At 64.4% G+C, this 20,302-nt stretch carries 15 protein-coding genes and 1 tRNA gene; 15 read left to right on the top strand and 1 reads right to left on the bottom strand.

The features are described 5' to 3' along the window. Positions 1-23: 23 nt before the first annotated feature. The 5 genes from GVM20_RS07225 to ychF all read left to right on the top strand — a co-directional run bounded on the left by GVM20_RS07225 (position 24) and on the right by ychF (position 3,413). Complete coding sequence (locus GVM20_RS07225; protein WP_166546545.1) at positions 24-629, top strand: 50S ribosomal protein L25/general stress protein Ctc; 606 nt, start codon at positions 24-26, stop codon at positions 627-629. 90 nt (positions 630-719) lie between these two features. Then, on the top strand, positions 720-1,298 hold the full coding sequence (gene pth, locus GVM20_RS07220) for an aminoacyl-tRNA hydrolase (RefSeq protein WP_166546544.1): 579 nt from the start codon (positions 720-722) through the stop codon (positions 1,296-1,298). Continuing rightward, the gene (locus tag GVM20_RS07215; protein WP_166546543.1) at positions 1,295-1,717 is read left to right on the top strand and encodes a DUF1330 domain-containing protein; all 423 of its coding nucleotides are present in this window, start codon (positions 1,295-1,297) and stop codon (positions 1,715-1,717) included. The genes pth and GVM20_RS07215 overlap by 4 nt, the downstream gene beginning before the upstream one ends. 6 nt (positions 1,718-1,723) lie before the next feature. Beyond that, positions 1,724-2,230, top strand: coding sequence for a P-loop NTPase family protein (locus tag GVM20_RS07210; RefSeq protein ID WP_166546542.1), 507 nt, complete (start codon positions 1,724-1,726; stop codon positions 2,228-2,230). Positions 2,231-2,312: 82 nt separating this feature from the next. Next, positions 2,313-3,413, top strand: a complete 1,101-nt coding sequence (gene ychF / locus GVM20_RS07205; RefSeq protein WP_166546541.1) for a redox-regulated ATPase YchF — start codon at positions 2,313-2,315, stop codon at positions 3,411-3,413. 169 nt (positions 3,414-3,582) lie between these two features. On the opposite strand, the gene mutL is transcribed toward ychF, so the two are convergent. Beyond that, on the bottom strand, positions 3,583-5,439 hold the full coding sequence (mutL, locus tag GVM20_RS07200; RefSeq protein ID WP_166546540.1) for a DNA mismatch repair endonuclease MutL: 1,857 nt from the start codon (positions 5,437-5,439) through the stop codon (positions 3,583-3,585). A 196-nt stretch (positions 5,440-5,635) separates the two neighbouring features. On the opposite strand from mutL, the gene GVM20_RS07195 reads away from it, so the two are divergent. From GVM20_RS07195 to GVM20_RS07150, 10 genes are all read left to right on the top strand, one after another. Continuing rightward, the gene (locus GVM20_RS07195; protein WP_160760924.1) at positions 5,636-6,679 is read left to right on the top strand and encodes a rod shape-determining protein; all 1,044 of its coding nucleotides are present in this window, start codon (positions 5,636-5,638) and stop codon (positions 6,677-6,679) included. A gap of 47 nt (positions 6,680-6,726) precedes the next feature. Then, on the top strand, positions 6,727-7,680 hold the full coding sequence (mreC, locus tag GVM20_RS07190; protein ID WP_166546539.1) for a rod shape-determining protein MreC: 954 nt from the start codon (positions 6,727-6,729) through the stop codon (positions 7,678-7,680). Next, positions 7,680-8,234 (top strand): rod shape-determining protein MreD, encoded by a 555-nt coding sequence (locus GVM20_RS07185; protein WP_166546575.1) that lies wholly within the window; start codon positions 7,680-7,682, stop codon positions 8,232-8,234. The genes mreC and GVM20_RS07185 overlap by 1 nt, the downstream gene beginning before the upstream one ends. Further along, positions 8,234-10,369 carry a penicillin-binding protein 2 gene (gene mrdA / locus GVM20_RS07180; protein ID WP_166546538.1) on the top strand — a complete coding sequence of 712 codons (2,136 nt, stop codon included), beginning with the start codon at positions 8,234-8,236 and terminating at the stop codon, positions 10,367-10,369. The genes GVM20_RS07185 and mrdA overlap by 1 nt, the downstream gene beginning before the upstream one ends. Continuing rightward, a complete protein-coding gene (rodA, locus tag GVM20_RS07175) occupies positions 10,366-11,499 on the top strand; it encodes a rod shape-determining protein RodA (protein ID WP_166546537.1) in 1,134 nt (377 codons plus the stop codon). The genes mrdA and rodA overlap by 4 nt, the downstream gene beginning before the upstream one ends. A gap of 117 nt (positions 11,500-11,616) precedes the next feature. Then, positions 11,617-11,692, top strand: a tRNA-Lys gene (locus GVM20_RS07170). A 542-nt stretch (positions 11,693-12,234) separates the two neighbouring features. Further along, entirely contained in the window at positions 12,235-13,428 is a 1,194-nt protein-coding gene (locus tag GVM20_RS07165) for a DUF932 domain-containing protein (protein ID WP_166546536.1), read from the top strand. Between the two features lie 129 nt (positions 13,429-13,557). Next, the gene (locus GVM20_RS07160) at positions 13,558-15,630 is read left to right on the top strand and encodes a ParB/RepB/Spo0J family partition protein (RefSeq protein WP_166546535.1); all 2,073 of its coding nucleotides are present in this window, start codon (positions 13,558-13,560) and stop codon (positions 15,628-15,630) included. A 71-nt stretch (positions 15,631-15,701) separates the two neighbouring features. Then, positions 15,702-15,917: a DUF6117 family protein gene (locus GVM20_RS07155; RefSeq protein WP_166546534.1), complete on the top strand. Its 216-nt coding sequence runs from the start codon at positions 15,702-15,704 to the stop codon at positions 15,915-15,917. Between the two features lie 41 nt (positions 15,918-15,958). Next, positions 15,959-20,302, top strand: a complete 4,344-nt coding sequence (locus GVM20_RS07150; RefSeq protein ID WP_166546533.1) for a strawberry notch family protein — start codon at positions 15,959-15,961, stop codon at positions 20,300-20,302.

Here is a 20,302-nt window from a genome sequence, read left to right as displayed (position 1 = left end):
ACACGCATTCGAAAGGCACGATTATGAGCGAAGCTCTGAACCTGCCGGCTGAAGCGCGCGAACGGGCTGGCAAGGGAGCCTCCCGAGCACTTCGCCGCGATGGTCGGACACCTGCTGTCATTTATGGCGGCAAGGAAGAACCCACCCTGATCCACGTCGAGCAGAAGGAACTGGTCAAGCAATTGATGACCGGTCACTTCATGAACTCGATCGTCAACATCGAGATCGGTGGCAAGACCATTCGCACTCTGCCCAAGGATGTTGCGTTCCACCCGGTCACTGACCGTCCGACCCACGTCGATTTCCTGCGCATGACCGGCGACAGCATGGTCACGGTGCAGGTGCCCGTCGTGTTCATCAACGAAGACGCATCGCCCGGCCTCAAGAAGGGCGGCGTGCTGAACATCGTTCGTCACGAGCTCGAACTGGTCTGCCCCAACGCCGACATTCCGGATGACATCCAGATCGACGTGACCGGCAAGGATCTGGGCGACTCGATCCACATCAGCGAAGTGACCCTGCCCAAGGGTGTCACCAGCGCGATCACCGACCGCGACTTCACCATCGCCACGCTCGTCGCCCCTTCGGCGCTCAAGAGCAGCGAAGGCGACACGACGACCGCTGAATAAGCGATCATCGCCTCGTGTGGCTATCGAACGCCGGGCTTCGCAAGAAGTCCGGCGTTTCGTTTTGTGTGAGCGGCAGCTAGGGGACTTGCCATGCAAATCTGGGTCGGCCTTGGAAATCCCGGACCGCGCTATGCGCTCCACCGGCACAATGTCGGCTTCATGGCCGTGGACGTCATTGCCGATATGCATGGTTTCGGCCCAATCCAGACCAAGTTTCAAGGCTGGGTGCAGGAAGGTCGGATCGGCAGCGCAAAGGTGCTGCTGCTGAAGCCCGCGACTTTCATGAACGAAAGCGGCCGCGCGGTGGGTGAGGCCTTGCGCTTCTACAAGCTCGGCACCGAAGCGCTGACGGTGTTCCATGACGAGCTCGACCTCGCCCCCTTCAAGGTCAAGGTGAAGCAGGGCGGCGGACACGCGGGGCACAACGGCCTGCGTTCCATCGACCAGCATCTGGGCGCAGAGTTCCGCCGCATCCGGCTCGGCATTGGCCATCCGGGACACAAGGACCGCGTCACCGGACACGTCCTCGGCAACTTTGCCAAGGACGAACAGGATGATCTGGTCGCCATGCTGGGCGCAATCGGCGCGGAGGCGGAGTGGCTGGCAAAGGGCGATGACGTGCGCTTCATGAACGACGTCGCGCTGAGGATGCAGGACATGACCCCATGACCGACGCCCGTGCCTATCTCGAGGTCAGTCCGGAACAGGGCGCAGCCTTCTTCGGATCACCCGGTGAAGGTCCCGTGGTAATGCTCAACCTGCTGCGGTTCCGGGAAACCGCCGATTACACCCATGCCCCAGACCTTGCGCCGCCTGCACCTGTCAGCGGGGCGGAGGCCTATGCCCGCTACATGCGCGAAATGTTGCCATTGCTGCATCGAAGCGGCGGCGAGGTGCTGTTTTCGGGTACTGCCGCGAATTACCTGATTGGTCCGGCTGCTGAAGTCTGGGATCATGTCCTGCTTGTGCGGCAGAATAGCAAGGCGAGCTTCCTTGCCTTTGCAAGCGATCCCGAAAGCATGAAAATCACCGCTCACCGGACGGCTGCGGTGTGCGATTCTCGGCTGCTACCGATCAGCGCAGACTGACCTCCCATGCGCCGCGTCCTCATCATCGGCCCCTGCGGCTCGGGCAAGAGCACCCTCGCCCGCGAACTGGCCCCGCTGATGGGCCTTTCGCTCGTCCACATGGATCAGCTGGGCTGGCAGGCGGGTTGGGTCGAGACCGAGAAGGCCGAACTGAATACGCGGCTCGCCGAGGTGGTGGCGCAGGATGCGTGGCTGATTGAGGGCAATTATGGCAGCACTCTCGCCCCGCGGCTCGCCCGGGCGGACACGGTGATCTACCTCGATTTCCCGATCCGCCTGTGCCTTGCGCGATTGATCCGCCGCATCGTCACCCATCGCGGCCGCTCGCGCCCCGATATGCCCGAAGGCTGCCCGGAACGCTTCGATGCTGCGTTCTTCTGGTACGTGATGAACTGGAACATCGGCCCGCGCGTGCGCACCGAGGCCAAGCTCGCGGGCTATTCGGGCAAGGTTATCCGCCTGCGCTCCCCCGCAGCCCTCACCGAATGGCGTTTGCGCAGCGGCCTCGCCTGAACACCAGTCCGTCACGCCTCTAGCCAGCGGCGAGGCGTCCCGCTAAGGGCGGCGCTTTCCAGATAGCCAAGAGACAATCATCATGGGTTTCCGTTGCGGGATCGTTGGCCTGCCCAACGTGGGCAAGTCCACCTTGTTCAATGCATTGACCGAAACGCAGGCCGCGCAGGCCGCGAATTATCCGTTCTGCACGATCGAGCCCAATGTCGGTCAGGTCGCCGTGCCCGACGAGCGCCTCGCCAAGATCGCCGCCATCGCCAAGAGTGCCAAGATCATCGAAACCCAGCTCGGCTTTGTCGATATCGCGGGCCTCGTGAAAGGCGCGAGCAAGGGCGAAGGGCTTGGCAACCAGTTCCTCGGCAATATCCGCGAGGTGGATGCGATCGTCCATGTGCTGCGCTGCTTCGAGGATGACGATATCCAGCACGTCGCCAACAAGGTCGATCCCATCGCGGATGCCGAAGTGGTCGAAACCGAGCTGATGCTATCCGACCTCGAGAGCCTCGAAAAGCGCGTGCCCGCCGCCGCCAAGCGCGGCGCGGCCGGAGACAAGGAAGCCAAGGCGATGGCAAGCGTGCTCGGTCAGGCGCTCGAACTGCTGCGTGACGGCAAGCCTGCACGCCTCACCGTCCCCAATGACGACGAGGAAGCGCGCCTGTTCAAGCAGGCGCAGCTGCTCACCGCCAAGCCGGTGCTGTACGTCTGCAACGTCGCCGAGGAAGACGCAGCGGAAGGCAACGACTTGTCGGCCAAGGTCTTCGCCAAGGCAGCGGCAGAGGGCGCCGAAGCAGTGGTCGTGTCCGCGGCCATCGAAGCGGAGCTGGTGACGATGCCGGTGGAAGACCGGGGTGAATTCCTCGAAGCGCTTGGCCTTACCGAAAGCGGCCTCGCCCGCGTGATCCGGGCCGGTTACAAGCTCTTGGGCCTCAAGACCTTCTTCACCTGCGGCCCGAAGGAAGCGCGCGCCTGGACCTTCCCGGCGGGCGCCAAGGCGCCGCAGGCGGCAGGCGAAATCCACAGCGACTTCGAACGCGGCTTCATCCGCGCCGAGACGATTGCCTATGACGACTACGTCGCGCTGGGCGGCGAAGCGGGCGCGAAAGAAGCGGGCAAGCTGCGGCAGGAAGGCAAGGAATACGTGGTGCAGGACGGGGATGTGCTGCTGTTCAAGTTCAATGTTTGAGGGTGAGGCGGGGCGGCCTTAGCCCTGACCTTAACTCGTCGCCCCGGACTTGATCCGGGGTTTAGCTTCTGTTTCTTTGTGGCTTTGCCGAAGTGAGCCAAGCCCCGTGTCAAGCACGGGGCGACGAATTTGGGAATGTTCGGACGGGTTCGCACGCCAAACGGCGCTTTCAATGCCGCCCGAACAGCTTCTCGACATCTTCCATGCTCAGCTTCACCCAGGTCGGCCGCCCGTGATTGCACTGGCCTGACCGCGGCGTCGCTTCCATTTCGCGCAGGAGCGCGTTCATCTCCGCCACGCTCAAGGTGCGCCCAGCCCGCACCGAGCCGTGGCAGGCCATCGTCGCCAGCACCAATTCGAGCCGCTCGGCCAGCAGCAGCGCGCCGCTGTCTTCCTGCTTGCCATGCTTGGCGATGTCATCGGCGAGATCGCGCAGCAGCTTCGCGCTGTCCGCCTTGGCAATCGCTGCCGGAACCGCGCGGACCAGCATCGCGCTTGGGCCGAAGCGTTCGATCACGAGGCCGTAGCGCGCCAGCCCCTCGGCCGCGTCTTCGAGCAGGTCGCAATCGACCTCGTCCAGTTCGACCACATCGGGGACCAGCAGGGCTTGGCTGCGGCGGTTGGCTTCCTCCGCCCCGGCTGCGCGCAGGCGTTCCAGCACAAGCCGTTCGTGCGCCGCGTGCTGATCGACCAGCACCAGCCCATCGGCGGATTCGGCCACGATATAGGTGTTCGCGACCTGCCCGCGCGCAATGCCGAGGGGGTATTGCTGCGCCTCGGCCGGCACCGGGGCGGCTTCTTCGGCGCGGCCCTGTGGCTGGGCGAGCGGCGCATTCCACGTGGGGCGCGCTTCGCCGAGGTGGGGCTGCGAAGCGCTCCAGTCACGGCCTGTAAAAATGCTCTCCAGCGTCGGGGTTATCGGACCAGGGGTCGGTCCGACCGGCTCGGCCTGCCACCGCGCCATCGCCGCCCGATCGGGCCCTTGCGCAGAGCGGCGATCTCCCGTCGCCAGCGCCTGCCGCAGACCGGATACGATAAACCCGCGCACCCCCGCAGAATCCCGGAAGCGCACTTCGGTCTTGGCCGGGTGGACGTTCACATCGACATCCTGCGGCGGCAGGTCGAGGAACAGGGCCAGCACCGCGTGGCGATCGCGCGCAAGCATGTCGGCATAGGCCCCGCGCACGGCGCCGACGAGCAGCCGGTCCTTCACCGGACGGCCATTGACGAACAGGTACTGATGATCGGCCACGCCGCGATTGTAGGTCGGCAAGCCCGCCAACCCTGTCAGGCGCATCATCCCGTAGGGCGTGTCGCGCTCCTGCGAGATGGCGACCGAATTATCCTTCAACTCATGCGCGATGATCCGCGCCACGCGGGTCGCCAGCGCTTCATCCGCTTGCAGGGAAAGCACTGTCCGCTTGCCCGCATCACCCACTGTCTCCAGCGTGAAAGCAATATCCGGCCGCGCCATGGCGAGCCGCCGCACCACATCAAGGCACGCCGCGTACTCACTGCGGGCCGTGCGCAGGAACTTGCGGCGCGCGGGCACCTTGGCGAACAGGTCTTCGACCCGCACCCGGGTGCCGGGCGGGAGCGCAGCGGGTTCATCGGCCAGCACCGCGCCGTGATCGACCACCCGCCGCCAGCCCTCAGCCGCGCCCGCCTCACGGCTTTCGATGGTCAGCCGCGCCACGCTGGCGATGCTCGGCAAGGCCTCACCGCGAAAGCCCAGGGTCGTCACCAGCTCGATCGCACCGTCCGGGCCGATCAGCGAATCGGGGAGCTTGGAGGTCGCGTGCCGTTCCAGCGCGAGCGCCATGCCATCCGGCCCCATCCCGCAACCATCATCGACCACTTCGATCCGCTGCAAGCCGCCTTCTGCCAGCACCACACCGATTCGCCGTGCACCCGCATCAATCGCGTTCTCGACCAGCTCTTTGAGCGCCGCTGCCGGGCGTTCGACCACCTCACCCGCAGCAATACGGTTCACAAGCGCGGAAGGGAGGCGGCGGATTTCGGGCATTTGTCGCACGCTAGCGATCAGCCGACGTAATTTCGAGACTACACCCCCAGAAATCACTTCTGCGGTGGACAAATATTTTGGCCTTTTGTGCGCGGATTCGCTAGGCGCGCGGTGTCATGTCATAACCGGGTCGAATTCCCCTGCAACGACCGCGTGTTCAGCTTGCAGCCTCGCCACCACTGGAACACCACCACCGATGAGCTTTCTGTCTAACTTCTTCAAATTCCGGTCGCAAAACATGGCGATCGACCTCGGCACCGCCAACACGCTGGTCTATGTCCAGGATCAGGGGATCGTGCTGAACGAACCGTCCGTGGTCGCCATCGAGACGATCAACGGGATCCGCCGGGTCAAGGCCGTCGGTAACGATGCCAAGATGATGATGGGCAAGACCCCGGACAGCATCGAAGCGATCCGCCCGCTGCGTGACGGCGTGATCGCCGACATCGAAGTGGCCGAGCAGATGATCAAGCACTTCATCCAGAAGGTGCACGGCAAGAAGTCGATGTTCCGCTACCCGGAAATCGTGATCTGCGTGCCTTCGGGCTCAACCTCGGTCGAACGCCGCGCGATCCGCGATGCGGCTTCGAATGCAGGCGCATCGGACGTGCACCTGATCCTTGAGCCAATGGCCGCCGCAATTGGCGCCGACATGCCGGTGACCGAACCGGTCGGCAGCATGGTCGTCGACATCGGCGGGGGCACCACCGAAGTCGCCGTGCTCAGCTTGCGCGGTCTCGCCTACACCACCTCGGTCCGCACCGGCGGTGACAAGATGGACGAAGCGATCGTCTCTTATGTGCGCCGCCACCACAACCTGCTGATCGGTGACGCGACCGCGGAGCGCATCAAGAAGGATTACGGCATCGCCATGATCCCGGAAGACGGCATCGGCGAAACCATCACCCTGAAGGGCCGCGACCTTGTGAACGGCGTGCCCAAGGAAATCACGATCAATCAGGCCCATGTCGCCGAAGCGCTCTCCGAACCCATCGGCGCTATCGTCGAAGGCGTGCGGATCGCGCTGGAAAACACCGCGCCGGAGCTCGCGGCGGATATCGTCGATCAGGGTATAGTGCTCACTGGCGGCGGTGCCTTGATCCGGCGGCTCGACGAGCACCTGCGTGAGGAAACCGGCCTGCCGGTCTCGGTCGCCGAAGATCCGCTCCTGTGCGTCGCCATCGGCACTGGCCGGGCGATGGAGGATCCGATCTATCGCGGCGTGCTGATGACCGCGTGACGCGCCTGCATCTGAGCCGGGCTGATCGGCAGAAGGGACTTTAACCCATGGCGCCCCCCTCTTCGCGCCGCTCGGGCTTTTCGAAGAAGGCGCAATTCTCGCTGTTCACCGGCTACCTCTTGGCCGGAGCGGGGGCTGTGCTCGGCCTGGCGCTGTTGGCGCTGTCCTTGTGGCAGCCGGCTGCATTTGCACCCCTGCGCGGGGTTGCGAGCGATGTGGTTGCACCGGTCGGCACGGGCGGCGCGGTGACGCGCTCGGGCTCGCAGGGCTTTTTCGCGACCATCTCCGGCTATTTTAACGCGGGCCAGCAAAATGCCGAGCTGCGGCGCGAGAACGAGCTCGCCCGCATTCGGCTCGCCGAAGCCGACGCCATCAAGGCGGAGAACCAGCGCCTCAAAGGACTGCTCGCCCTGCGCGATAGCGAGGCCAAGCCCGTCGCAATGGCGCGGCTCGTCGGCTCGACCGCGACCAGCGTGCGCCGCCACGCCTATATCAGCGCCGGAAGCAGCAGCGGGGTGGCGCCGGGGATGCCTGTTGTGTCAGAGCGCGGGGTGATCGGCCGCGTGCTCGAAACCGGACGTAACTCGGCCCGCGTGCTGCTGCTGACTGACAGCGAAAGCGTGCTGCCGGTGCGCCGGGCCAAGGACAATGTGATCGCCTTTGCCGAAGGGCGCGGTGACGGCTTGTTGCGCATCCGCCTCGTCAATCTCGGCGTTAATCCGCTCAAGGTGGGCGACGTGATGGTGACCAGCGGCGCGGGCGGTTACTACCGTCCCGGCGTCGCGGTCGCGGTGATTGCCAAAATCACGCCCGATGGCGGGATCGCGCGGTTGGTGGCCGAGCCTTCGGCGACCAATTTCGTCGCAGTCGAGCCGGTGCACGAAGCCGCCGCTGTGGCTGAACTCGAAGACACCACCCTGCCCGGCCCGTCTCCCGCTGCCGGAGCCACACCCACGCCCACGCCTGCGCCGCCTTCTGGCGCTGCGGCCGGGGAGGAATGATGGAGCGGATCGACCCCCGCGCCCGCTCGGATATCTATGGACGGCGCATCAACCGCGCACCCTATGCGTGGCGGGTCCGTAGCGTTCCCTATGTAACGATCATGCTCGGCTCATTACTGCCGGTGCTGCTGATCGCGGACCTGATGCCGCTGTTCCCTTCGCTCGGGTTTCTGATGCTGCTCGGATGGCGCATGGTCCGCCCGGGGTTGCTGCCGCTGTGGGCCGGCGCGCCGCTGGGGGCGTTTGACGATCTGGTGAGTGGCCAGCCCTTCGGCAGCGCGATCCTGCTGTGGTCGCTGGCGATGATCGTGATCGAACTGATCGAGACCCGCTTTCCCTGGCGGGGGTTCTGGCAGGACTGGTTCACCGCCGGAGTCATCGCCGTCAGTTACTGGTTTGCCGCCCTGCTCGTCTCGGGCGCGAGCGTGACGCCTGAATTGCTCATCGTCGCTCTGCCACAAGCCTTGCTGTCCGTGATGCTCTATCCGATAATCGCGCGCATGGTTGCAGGTCTTGACCGCTTCCGCCTTGCCCGGGCGCGGAAGATCGACTGATGAAGATCCCGTTCCTGCGTGACGGACCGGAGCGCACCCCGCGCATGATCAACGCCTCGATTCTGCGCAGCAGTTTCGAGCGTCGGGGCTTGCTGATCGGGGCCGTGCAAGGCGGGGTTGGCGTGCTGCTGGCGCTGCGGCTCGGCTATCTCGCAATTGCCGAGAACGAGAAGTATCGGCTCGAATCCGAAAGCAACCGCGTCAATCTCACGCTGGTTCCGCCGCGGCGGGGCTGGATCCTTGACCGCAACGGCGCGCCGCTGGCGTCGAACCGCGCCGATTTCCGCGTCGATCTCATCCCGGAGCGGTTGGTGGATGCCGACGCGACGATCGACCGGCTCGGCCAGTTGCTGTCGCTGGAACCGGCGCGGATTGCCGACATCAAGGACAAGGTGTCCACCGCGCGCGGGTTTCAGCCGGTTGAGGTCGCGAGTGGTCTGGGCTACGAGCAATTCGCGGCCCTGAGCGTGCGCCTGCCGGACCTTCCCGGCGTGGTGCCGCAACGCGGGTTCTCGCGCTTCTACCCGACCGCCTCCAGCGTGGGCCACCTGATCGGCTATGTCGGGCCGGCTTCTGCCGAGGAATACGAGAAAGACCCCAACCCGCTGCTGATCACGCCGGGCTACAAGATCGGCAAGGACGGGCTGGAGAAGCAGTTCGAGAAGGAGCTGCGCGGCGTCCCCGGCGCGCGCCGGGTCGAAGTCACTGCGGGCGGCCGCATCGTGCGCGATCTTGAGACGCGCGAGGACGTGCAGGGCGCGCCCATCAAGCTCACCATCGACGGGCCGTTGCAGGACTATGCCGCGCGCCGCATCGGGCTCGAAAGCGGCTCGGTGGTGGTGATGGACTGCCGCTCGGGGGACCTCCTGTGCATGGCCTCAATGCCCAGCTTCGATCCCAACTCCTTCTCCGACGGGATTGGCGGGGTCGAATACGCGATGCTGCGCGATGACGAGCGCGTGCCGCTGCGCAACAAGGTGCTCAAAGGGCTTTACCCGCCCGGTTCCACGGTCAAGCCGATGGTCTCAATGGCGTTCATGCAGGCCGGGATCGATCCAAACGAGACGGTGTTCTGCGGCGGCGGCCTACAGGTCGGCAATCGGCGGTTCGGTTGCTGGAACCGGCGCGGCCACGGCTCCGTCGATATGGCCAAGGGCATCTACCAGAGCTGCGATGTCTATTTCTACGCCATGGCCCAGCGCGTTGGCATGGACCCGATTGCGGCGATGGCGCGGCGCTGCGGGATGGGGCAGGAATTCCCCCTGCCCGTCACCAGCCAGTTCTTCGGCACCGTGCCTGACCCGGCATGGAAAATGAAGAAGTGGGGCCGTGAATGGCAGGCCTTTGACACCGTCAACGCCACCATCGGGCAAGGCTATATGCTCTCCAGCCCCTTGCAGCTCGCGGTGATGGCCTCACGCCTGGCGACAGGCCGCCATGTGATGCCGCGCCTCACGCTCGACACCAAGCCGCAGGGCTTCGACAAGATCGATTTCCCCGCCGAGCAGGTCGAATATGTCCGCAAGGCGATGAGCGATGTGGTCAATGGCCCCGGCACAGCAGGTCGCGCGCGCCTGCCAATTGATGGCACTCTGATGGCGGGCAAGACCGGCACCGCGCAGGTCGTCTCACTCTCGATCTCCAACGGCAAGTCCGGGCCATGGAAATACCGCGACCACGGGTTGTTCATCTTCTTCGCCCCCTATGACAACCCGCGCTATGCGGGTGCTGTGGTGATCGAGCATGGCGGCGGGTCAGGCTCGGCCTATCCGATTGCGCGCGATGTGATGACCTTCCTGTTCGACCCGGCCAAGGGGCTGGAGGCGCTCGCCGCGCTGGAAGCCGGATGGGGCGGCACCGCGCAGCAGCGGCTCGAAGCGCGCTATGCCGCCTATGCTGCCGAGCGCGGGGCCAGCGTCAGCCGTCCGCCGCGCCGGGAGGAGGAAATCTTCGACCGGGTCGAGGCTGAAGCCCGCCGCGCCGCCACTCAGCCCGAAGCCATCGCGGATGAAGTGATCGCGCCGCGTCCCGAAGCCAATCCCTCGGGCACTCCCCCGGGCGCTGCTCCTGCGCCGCAAGCCGCCGCACCCGCGGCCACCGCCCCTGCCGCGCCGTCTGCGGAGATCAGCGAATGAACACCATCGCCGCCCGCGGAATCGTGCCCGAACCGATTGCCCGCCAGCCGTGGGAGATGCTGATCCCGCTGCTGCTGATCACAGGGTTTGGCGGTCTGGTGCTCTATTCGGCAGGCGGCGGCTCGATGCAGCCCTTTGCGATGTCGCACTTCATCCGGTTTCTGGTGTTTTCCGTGATGGCGGCGATCATCGCCTCCATGCCGCGTGATGCTGTGCGGGTGCTGACCTACCCTGCCTATCTGGCGGTGCTGGTCATGTTGCTGGGGGTCGAGATCGTCGGCCAGGTCGGGGGTGGGAGCCAGCGCTGGCTCGAAGCCGGGCCGATCCGCATCCAGCCTTCCGAGATCATGAAGCCCGCCGTGGTGCTGGCGATGGCGCGGTTCTACGAAACGCTCCCGGCCGGGATGATCGGATCGTGGCGCTCTCTGGTACCGTCAGGGATGCTGATCGTGCTGCCGATCTCGCTCGTGCTGTTGCAGCCCGACCTTGGCACGTCCGTCGCGATTGCCTTCGGAGGGGTGGTGGTCATGTTCCTCGCCGGGCTGCCGCTCTGGTGGTTTTTGCTGGCGGGCGGGACCGGCATTGCCGCGATGCCGTTGATCTATTTCTTCGCGCTTCGCCCCTACCAACAGGCGCGGGTGACGACCTTCCTCGATCCCGAGAATGACCCGCTGGGCGCAGGCTACCACATCGCTCAGTCCAAGATCGCGATCGGATCGGGCGGGCTCTTCGGCAAGGGCTTCAACAACGGCACCCAGAGCCACCTCAACTACCTGCCTGAGCCCCACACCGATTTCGTCTTTGCCAGCATGGCCGAGGAATGGGGCCTGGTTGGCGGACTGTTTGTGCTGACGATGTACGCGCTGATCCTGCGCTGGGGGTGGAAGGTCGCCAACGAATCCCAGGATCGCTTCTGCGCCCTGCTCGCCGCCGGAGCGACCGCCACGATCTTCTTCTACATCGCAATCAATCTTCTGATGGTGATGGGCATGGCACCCGCCAAGGGCATCCCGCTGCCGTGGATGAGCCATGGCGGCTCGTCGATGATGACCAACATGATCTGCATCGGCCTGCTGATGATGGTCAACCGCTGGAACCGCATGGCCCCGCGCCGGGGCCTGACGGTCTAGCAACGATTTCGCGCGAATAGACCCTTGCCATCAGGGCGTGACGCGCTAAATGCAGCGCCTCACGCGAATCGGGACACGGCTTCGGCCATTCGTTTCGCTGTCCGACCCTGTCGGAATGGACGCATAGCTCAGTTGGTAGAGCAGCTGACTCTTAATCAGCGGGTCCTTGGTTCGAGCCCAAGTGCGTCCACCAAACTTCTCAACGGCTTAGGTGCGAATATACACCCCTCCCAAGGGGCTGTCGAGAGCCACGTAATCGCCACGTAATCAACGTGTTTCGTAGCATGGCGTAGAGGCTTGATTTTCGATGTGCGGGAGGACGTTTCCTCCCTGGTCGAAGCCGCTGCGCGGCTTCTTCACACCCACCTCAGCGGGGACACCCCGCAACGCCCCGAAACGAGGAGTGGGGCTGCTGACGCGCTCTGTCCCGCAGGGCTGCCTGCCCTGCTCCTGAGGGCGCGGTGTCTGACGCATGGGGCCCCGCACGCACTCTGATCCGGCGGACATGGCCCAAAGCGCAAGCCAGGAAAGCCGACAGGCCCCGGCTTTCCGCCTGCGCGAGCGATGACGCGATGCTCCGCCTCGTTCAGGGTGCAGTTTCTTACTTTGGCGATCTCGCTGGCCGCTCGCGCGGTTTTAAGCGTTGAGGGGGGAGAGTGAGAGTCTGGCGGGCTTCGCCGTGACGGGATGAGGGTCGAGAGAGAGGCTCCCGGCCAGCCGTCATGGAGATTTACCATGGATATGCAGGTTCTCGATACGCGCCGCGACTCAAGCGGCGGTTACAAGGTCGATGTCTCGCGCGGCTCGCGCGTGGGTCGGGTGTCGTCGGAGTGGTTCTCGCGCCCAGATGACGAGAGGTTTTTGTCACTGGGCGATCTGGCCCGATCAGTGCGCGGTCGGTCTGACCGGAGCCGGACGCGCGTGGTCGAGACGGCGCTGATCCATGTCGAAGCAAACCGCAATGATCCGGAACGCCTGACTCTCATGTTGCCGGGTGCCGAGGCACCGGTGACGCCAACTCACTGGAGCTTTGGGCAATTGGCCAGCCAGGTAGGCGCTCCTGCTGCCTATCTGCGCCAACTTCCGGCGCCGCTCGCCGCGATCAATCTGCAATACGGGCTGACCTCCAACCGAGCCGAGCAGATCAAGACGCTCGAAACCAACAATGGCCGCCTCGAACTGCGCGCAGTGACAGGCCCCGACTACGGCCGGATCTACGACCATGAGCTTGTCGAAGCGGTGCAGAAGATCGCTGGCAACGGCACCGGCGACACACGCTGGAAGGTTCCGGGCGTGCTCGACTGGTCGAGCGGGGTCTACAACCCTAACGTCGACATCTCGAAGGAGACGACCACGCTCTATGCGTCGGATCGCGACGTATTCCTGTTTCTGGTCGATGATCTCAACCCGATCGAAGCCGGGCGGCTGCCCGACGGATCGCCCGATCTCTACTTCCGCGGGTTCTACTGCTGGAACTCCGAGGTTGGCGCAAAGACGCTCGGCATGGCGAGCTTCTACCTGCGCGCGGTCTGCCAGAACCGCAACCTGTGGGGGGTGGAGGACTTCGAGGAGATCAGCATCCGCCACAGCAAATATGCCGCGAACCGCTTTGCCCACGAAGCTGAGCCGGCGCTGCTGAACTTTGCCAATTCGTCGGCGCAGCCGTTCATCAACGGCATCAAGACCGCGCGGGAGCGAATTGTCGCCCGTAGCGACGAAGACCGGCAGGATTTCCTCCGGGCGCGCGGATTCTCCAAGGCTGAAACCGGCCGGATCATCGAGACCGTCCTCGCCGAGGAAGGCCGCCCGCCGGAATCGATCTTTGATTTCGTGCAGGGCATCACCGCATTGGCGCGGTCCAAGGCCCATCAGGACGCCCGGCTCGACATGGAGGGCAAGGCCAAGAAGTTGCTCGACCGGTTGCACTAAGCCTCCCCGGGCCCAGCGTGTTACTCTTGCGTTGCGCTGCCTTCTCAGAGTGAGAGGGCGGCGCTTCGCTTCGTGACGGGTTCGAGCCTGAGAGAGAGTCTTTCGGGCAGCCCGTCATGGAGAAACCCCATGACCAAGACATTGCCCAAGCTCGTGCTTAGCGCCTCGCGCGACATCCCGTTTTCGCAGCTGGTGCTGAGCCAGAAGAATGTCCGCCGCGTAAAGGCCGGCCTTTCGATCGAGGATCTGGCCGAGGACATTTACCGCCGGACCCTGCTCCAGAGCATCAACGTCCGCCCCGTGCTCGATGCCGACGGCAAGGAAACCGGCATGTTCGAGGTGCCGGCCGGTGGCCGCCGTTTCCGGGCCCTCGAACTGCTGGTGAAGACCAAGCGGATGGCAAAGGATCAACCGGTCCCTTGCGTCGTGCGCGAAGCCGGGATCGCCGAAGAGGACTCGCTCGCCGAAAACGTCATGCGCGTTGCGCTGCATCCGCTCGATCAGTTCCGTGCCTTCAGCGCGCTGATCGAAGCGGGCCTGTCCGAGGAAGACATCGCCGCGCGGTTCTTTGTATCGGTGTCGACTGTACGCCAGCGCCTACGGCTTGCCTCGGTCTCGCCCACCCTGCTCGAAATCTATGGTGAGGACGGCATTACGCTCGAACAGCTCATGGCCTTCTCGGTCACCGACAACCACGCGCGCCAGGAGCAGGTCTGGGAACAGGTCAATCAGGGGCACCATGTGCCGGCTTACCACATCCGCCGCTTGCTGACCGAAGACGCGATCTCCGCAAGCGACCGCCGCGTCCGGTTCATCGGCATTGACGCCTACACCGAGGCTGGCGGCTATGTGATGCGCGATCTGTTTTCGTCGGACGAGGATGGATGGTTGCAGGATCCCGCATTGGTCGAATTGCTGGTGAGCGAAAAGCTCTCGGAACTCGCACAGGAAATCGGTGCCGAAGGCTGGAAATGGGTCGAGGCCGCCATAGACCTGCCCTATGGATGCGAGCGCGGCAAACGCCGGATCGTCGGCACGACCGTTCCGTTGACCGACGACGAGCAGGCACGGCGCGATGTGCTGGTCGAGGAATATGACCGCATTGGCGACGAATACGGCGATGGCAGCGACCTTCCCGGCGAAGTCGATGCGCGGCTGACCGCAATCGATGCCGAACTGACCGCCCTGAACAGTCGTCCCACGGTTTACGATCCAGACGACATGGCGCGCGCCGGCGTGTTCATTTCGCTGACCCATGATGGTCGCCTGCGGATCGACCGCGGCTATGTCCGTCCTGAAGATGAACCCCTCGCTGATGGCCAGAATGACAGTGCGCACGATGCCAACGCAGACGTGTCCGATGGCCCGACTGTCACCGTGGCAGGGCAAGCGGCGCAGACCGGCGGTGACGACGACGAAGACGAGGCGATCAAACCGCTACCTGACAGGCTCGTTTCCGAACTCACTGCTGAACGCACGCTCGCTCTGCGCGATGCACTGGCCAACGCTCCGCAGGCGGCTTTCCTCGCCCTTCTCCATGCGCTCGTCCTGTCGGTGTTCCGTCCCCACGGGACTCATGGTTGTGTGCAGATCGGCGTCACCCAGGCCTGGCTCGGCAATGTCGCACCGAACTTGCGCGAGAGTGTCTGGAGCCAGTCGATCCAGGCGCGGCACGAACATTGGGGTGAAAGGCTGCCGGATGAACCACAGGCGCTGTGGGACGCCCTCGCCGCAATGCCGCAGGATGAACAGATGGCGCTGCTCGCCCACTGTGTCAGTCACGGCGTCAACGCGCTGTTTGAGCCGAGCAAGGGCTATGACGGACGCATCTCAGCGCACGGTGTGGCGCAGCGCATTGCCGCCGCCGATGCTCTGGCAGCAGTCGTCGGGCTCGACATGGCCGAGGCTGGCTGGACGCCAACAGTCGACAACTACCTCGGGCGGGTGACCAAACCCCGGATTATTGAAGCGGTCCGCGAAGCGAAGGGCGATGCGACCGCAATCCTGATCGAACATCTCAAGAAGGGTGACATGGCACGCGAGGCCGAACGGCTGCTGAGCGGCACCGGTTGGTTGCCGGAACCCCTGCGGTTGCCGGTGATCGAAGCAGATGAAGCTGAAATCGCCGACCTGCCCGATTTCCTCGCGGATGATGCCGAACAGGCGGACGCCGACGACGCCTTCGCAATCGCTGCCGAATGAACTTCGCTCGCGCGGGGCGGCCCGGGTCGCCCCGCGCGTCTTTCCCCCCTCACCGATGAAGGAGCCTTGCCATGGCAATTCCTGACCATGCCCGCGCCAATTTCGAGACGCTGCTGAAAGCCGCACAAGCGGGCGATCTCGCGTTGATGGAATGTACCGAGGTTGCCAGCGGCGAAACCCGCTACGTTCTTTGCGCCGTTGGCCGCGACGACGGCGAATATGTGATGACACCGTTCGGGCACCTCGCGCCGGGCGATCCCTACGAGGCCTATATTCCGCCTGCCTGATCCGGCCACCACCTCCCCAACTTCAAACAAGGAATTCCGACATGACCAACTCGCCTTTGGCGGGTGCCTCCGCGCGCCCACTTGCCGCTGCTTGCCCGCAGCAAACCGCTACCGCGATCATCGCCGCAGCCCATGACCTGCTCGGCCACCTTGCCGCCGGTCGCCGGATCGACACGCCCGCCATTCGCACCGCCATGCAGTCCGCCTTTGGCGCAAGCGATGCGACAGGAGCCTGGGACTGGAAGATCGCCTACGAAGCCGTCGAGGTCGCGCAATTGCTGTTCATGCGCCGCTACGGCCTGGCAATCCATGCCAGGACCGCCGATCCGTTCGAACGCCTGAAACTGGTCGAACGGATTGCCCGGCTCGCCCCCACGCAAACCCGGCGCAGTGAGGAAATGCAGGCCTACCAACAGTTCTCGACGCCGCTGGGGCTGGCATGGGTGGCCGGGTTTGCTGCAGACTTCCTCCCGGGCGAGCTGGTGCTCGAGCCATCGGCGGGCACGGGACTGCTGGCGGTACAGGCTGAATTTGCCGGATGCAGATTGGCCGTGAACGAGGTTGCCGAAGTGCGTGCCGCCCTGCTTGGCAGCCTGTTTGCAGGCTCGCACGTGTCGATGCACGACGCAGCACAGATCCACGACCGGCTCGATGCCAGCCTCGTGCCGAGCTGCATCATCATGAACCCGCCGTTCTCGGCAGCGCTGAATGTCGAAGCCCGTGTGGCCGACGCAGCCATCCGGCATCTGTCATCGGCAGTGGCGCGGCTTGCCGACGGTGGACGGCTCGTCGCGATCACCGGGGCCAACTGCGCGCCAGATCACAAGGCATGGCGTGATGGTTTCGTCCGGATGCAGAACAACGCCCGGGTCGTGTTCAGCGCGAGCATTGTGGGCAGCGTGTTCGCACCGCACGGCACTACGGTCGAAACCCGGCTGACCGTGATCGACAAGGTTCCCGCAGACGATGCGGCGCAATTTCCGGCGTCGCCAGGCATTGCTCCCGATCTTGCGACCTTGCGGCGCTGGTTGGCCGACAGCCTCCCGCCACGTCAGCCCATCGCCGCATCAGCTCTTCAGCCACTGGTCGCTGCCCGGAATTCAAAAGCGATCAAAGCCAGCCCAAAGCCGAGACAGGCTGCAGCCCCGATCGCTGCGACATCCGGCGTGCCGCTCGGCTATGATGTGATCGACTGGTGTGCTCCGACCGACGGCAAGCTCACGAATACGCTCTATGAGCCCTACACGCTCCAGTCGATCCGCATCGCTGGCGCTGAGCCACATCCGACGCGTCTGGTGCAATCAGCCGCGATGTCCTCGGTCGCGCCGCCCAAGCCGACCTATCGCCCGCATCTGCCCGCTGGCATCGTCGAACAGGGACTGCTGTCCGATGCTCAGCTGGAATCGGTGATCTATGCAGGCGAAGCCCATGCCGACCATCTCGCCGGCAGCTGGTCCGTCGATGCAACCTGGGACAGGGTGGAAGCTGCGCCCGATGACTGCGACACGGCCGTCCGGTTCCGCAAGGGCTGGTTCCTCGGCGACGGTACCGGCGCCGGCAAAGGGCGTCAGGTGGCAGGGATTGTGCTCGACAACTGGCTGAAGGGCCGAACGCGCGCAGTCTGGATTTCGAAATCCGACAAGCTGCTCGAGGATGCCCAGCGCGACTGGAAGGCTCTGGGGCAAGAGCCCTTGCTGGTCACCCCGCTCGCCCGCTTCCGTCAGGGCACGCCGATCCGGCTCGAGCAGGGCATTCTTTTTACGACCTATGCCACGCTACGCTCCGACGCGCGCGAAAACCGGGTTTCCCGGGTGCAGCAGATCGTCGACTGGCTGGGGACCGACTTCGACGGGGTCATTGTTTTCGACGAGAGCCATGCCATGCAGAATGCCGGTGGCGGCAAATCCGAACGGGGCGATTCCGCCCCCTCGCAGCAGGGACGTGCTGGACTGCGCCTGCAGCATGCACTGCCCAATGCCCGGATTGTTTATGTCTCTGCAACCGGGGCGACCACGGTCGAGAACCTTGCCTATGCTCAGCGGCTCGGCCTGTGGGGCGGCGCTGACTTTCCCTTCGACAAACGCACCGATTTCGTCGCGGCCATCGAAGCGGGCGGGGTCGCAGCGATGGAGGTGCTCGCCCGCGACCTGAAAGCTCTCGGTCTCTATGCAGCCCGTTCGCTGTCGTACGAAGGCATCGAATATGAGCTGCTCGAGCACCAGCTCACCGCTGACCAGGTTCGCATCTACGATGCCTATGCCGGGGCGTTTCAGGTCATCCACAACAACTTGGACGCAGCGCTGGAGGCCGCCAACGTCACGAGCAGCGAGGGCACGCTCAACGCACAGGCGAAGTCAGCAGCCCGTTCGGCGTTTGAATCCGCCAAGCAGCGCTTCTTCAATCATCTCATTACGGCGATGAAAACGCCAACGCTGATCGCCGCGATCGAGCAGGGCCTCGCCGATGGCCACGCCGCTGTGGTGCAGATCGTCTCGACGGGGGAAGCGCTGCTGTCGCGCCGCCTCGCCGACATCGATCCGGGCGAGTGGAACGACATTCAGGTCGATATCACACCACGCGAATATGTTCTGGATTACCTCCTCCACAGCTTCCCGACCCAGCTTCATGAGAGCTTCACCGAAGGCGACGGCAATCTCGCGTCGAGGCCAGCCTATGACGAGGATGGCAATGTCGTGCAGTGCCGCGAGGCTTGTCAGCGGCGGGATCGGCTGATCGAACAATTGGCATCGATGGAACCGGTACAAGGCGCACTCGACCAGATCGTGCAGCGGTTCGGGACAGATATCGTGGCCGAGGTGACCGGCCGTTCGCGCCGGATCGTCCGCAAGGTCGATGCGAATGGCGACCGGCTCGCGGTCGAGAACCGGCCTGCTCATGCCAACCTCGCCGAAGCGCAAGCGTTCATGGAGGATCGCAAGCAAATCCTCGTATTCTCCGATGCCGGGGGCACAGGACGCAGCTACCATGCCGATCTGGGCGCGAGGAACCAGCGGCTCCGCCATCACTATCTGCTGGAAGCTGGCTGGAAGGCCGATACCGCGATCCAGGGCTTGGGCCGCACTAACCGCACCAATCAGGCGCAGCCGCCGCTGTTCCGACCTGTGGCCACTAATGTGCAAGCCGAGAAGCGCTTCCTGTCGACCATTGCGCGCCGGCTCGACACTCTGGGTGCAATCACGCGCGGGCAGCGGCAGACCGGTGGTCAGGGGCTGTTCCGCCCCGAAGACAATCTCGAAAGCCCCTATGCCCGCGATGCCCTGCGCCAGCTCTATGTACTGATCTATGCCGGCAAGGTCGAGCAGTGCTCGCTCGCCACCTTCGAGAGCATGACCGGCCTGTCGCTGACCGACAGCAGCGGGTGCCTCAAAGACGAGTTGCCGCCGATCACGACTTTCCTGAACCGGCTGCTGGCACTCACCATCGACATGCAGAACGTGCTGTTCACGGTATTCGAGCAGTTGCTTAGCGCCAAGGTCGAGAGCGCAATCGCGGCGGGCAGTTACGATCTCGGGCTGGAAACGCTGACAGCCGAAAGCTTCACCATCACAGCCAGCGAGCCGATCTACGTCCATCCGGCCACCGGCGCAGAAACCCGGTTGCTTACGATTGCAATGCAGGAACGCAATCAGCCCGTATCGCTCGAAAAGGCGCTCAAACTTCGGCGTGAACCCAGCGCGCGGCTGTTGGTCAATGCCCGCTCGCGGCGCGCTGCAGTCCAGCTGCCGGCTCGCAGCCTCATGCTCGACGATGGCGAGGTTGAACGCCGTGTCCGGCTGATCAGGCCGATGGAGCGGCTGAACTTCGCCCTGACCCACCTTCCCGAGACCCACTGGGAGGAGGTGGACGAGCGGACATTCGCGACAATCTGGCAGGACGAGCTGGCACAAGTCGATGAGTTCACGACAAGCGAACTGCACATCGTCACCGGCCTGTTGCTCCCCATCTGGAAACAGCTTCCCGAGGAATCGACCCGTGTCTACCGGCTCCAGGCCGATGATGGCACCCGCATTGTCGGGCGCAGGGTGTCCGCAGCATGGGCAGCGGGTACGACGGCCAAGCCCGAAGCACCCTTGCTTTCGCCACCACAGGCACTCGCATTGCTTCGTGAAGGCCAAGCCATGCTCGACCTTGCCGATGGGCTGCAACTGCGCCGGTCGCGGCTGATGCAGGTGAACCGGATCGAACTCACCGGGTTCGGATCCTCGGCGGTCGACCGGCTCAAAGCCATGGGGCTGTTTTCCGAGATCATCAGCTGGAAACTGCGTCTGTTCGTGCCTGACGACGTGGTGACAGGGTCGGCTGTGCTCGAGCGGCTGTTTGAACGGCACCCCTTGGCCCGAATTCTTGATCGAAAGGCTGCCTGA

Origin of the sequence: Porphyrobacter sp. SLTP (assembly GCF_009905735.1) — a bacterium.
Classification (GTDB): domain Bacteria; phylum Pseudomonadota; class Alphaproteobacteria; order Sphingomonadales; family Sphingomonadaceae; genus Erythrobacter.
Note: the sequence above shows the minus strand (reverse complement) of the source record. Positions and strands in the feature narration are given on the sequence as shown.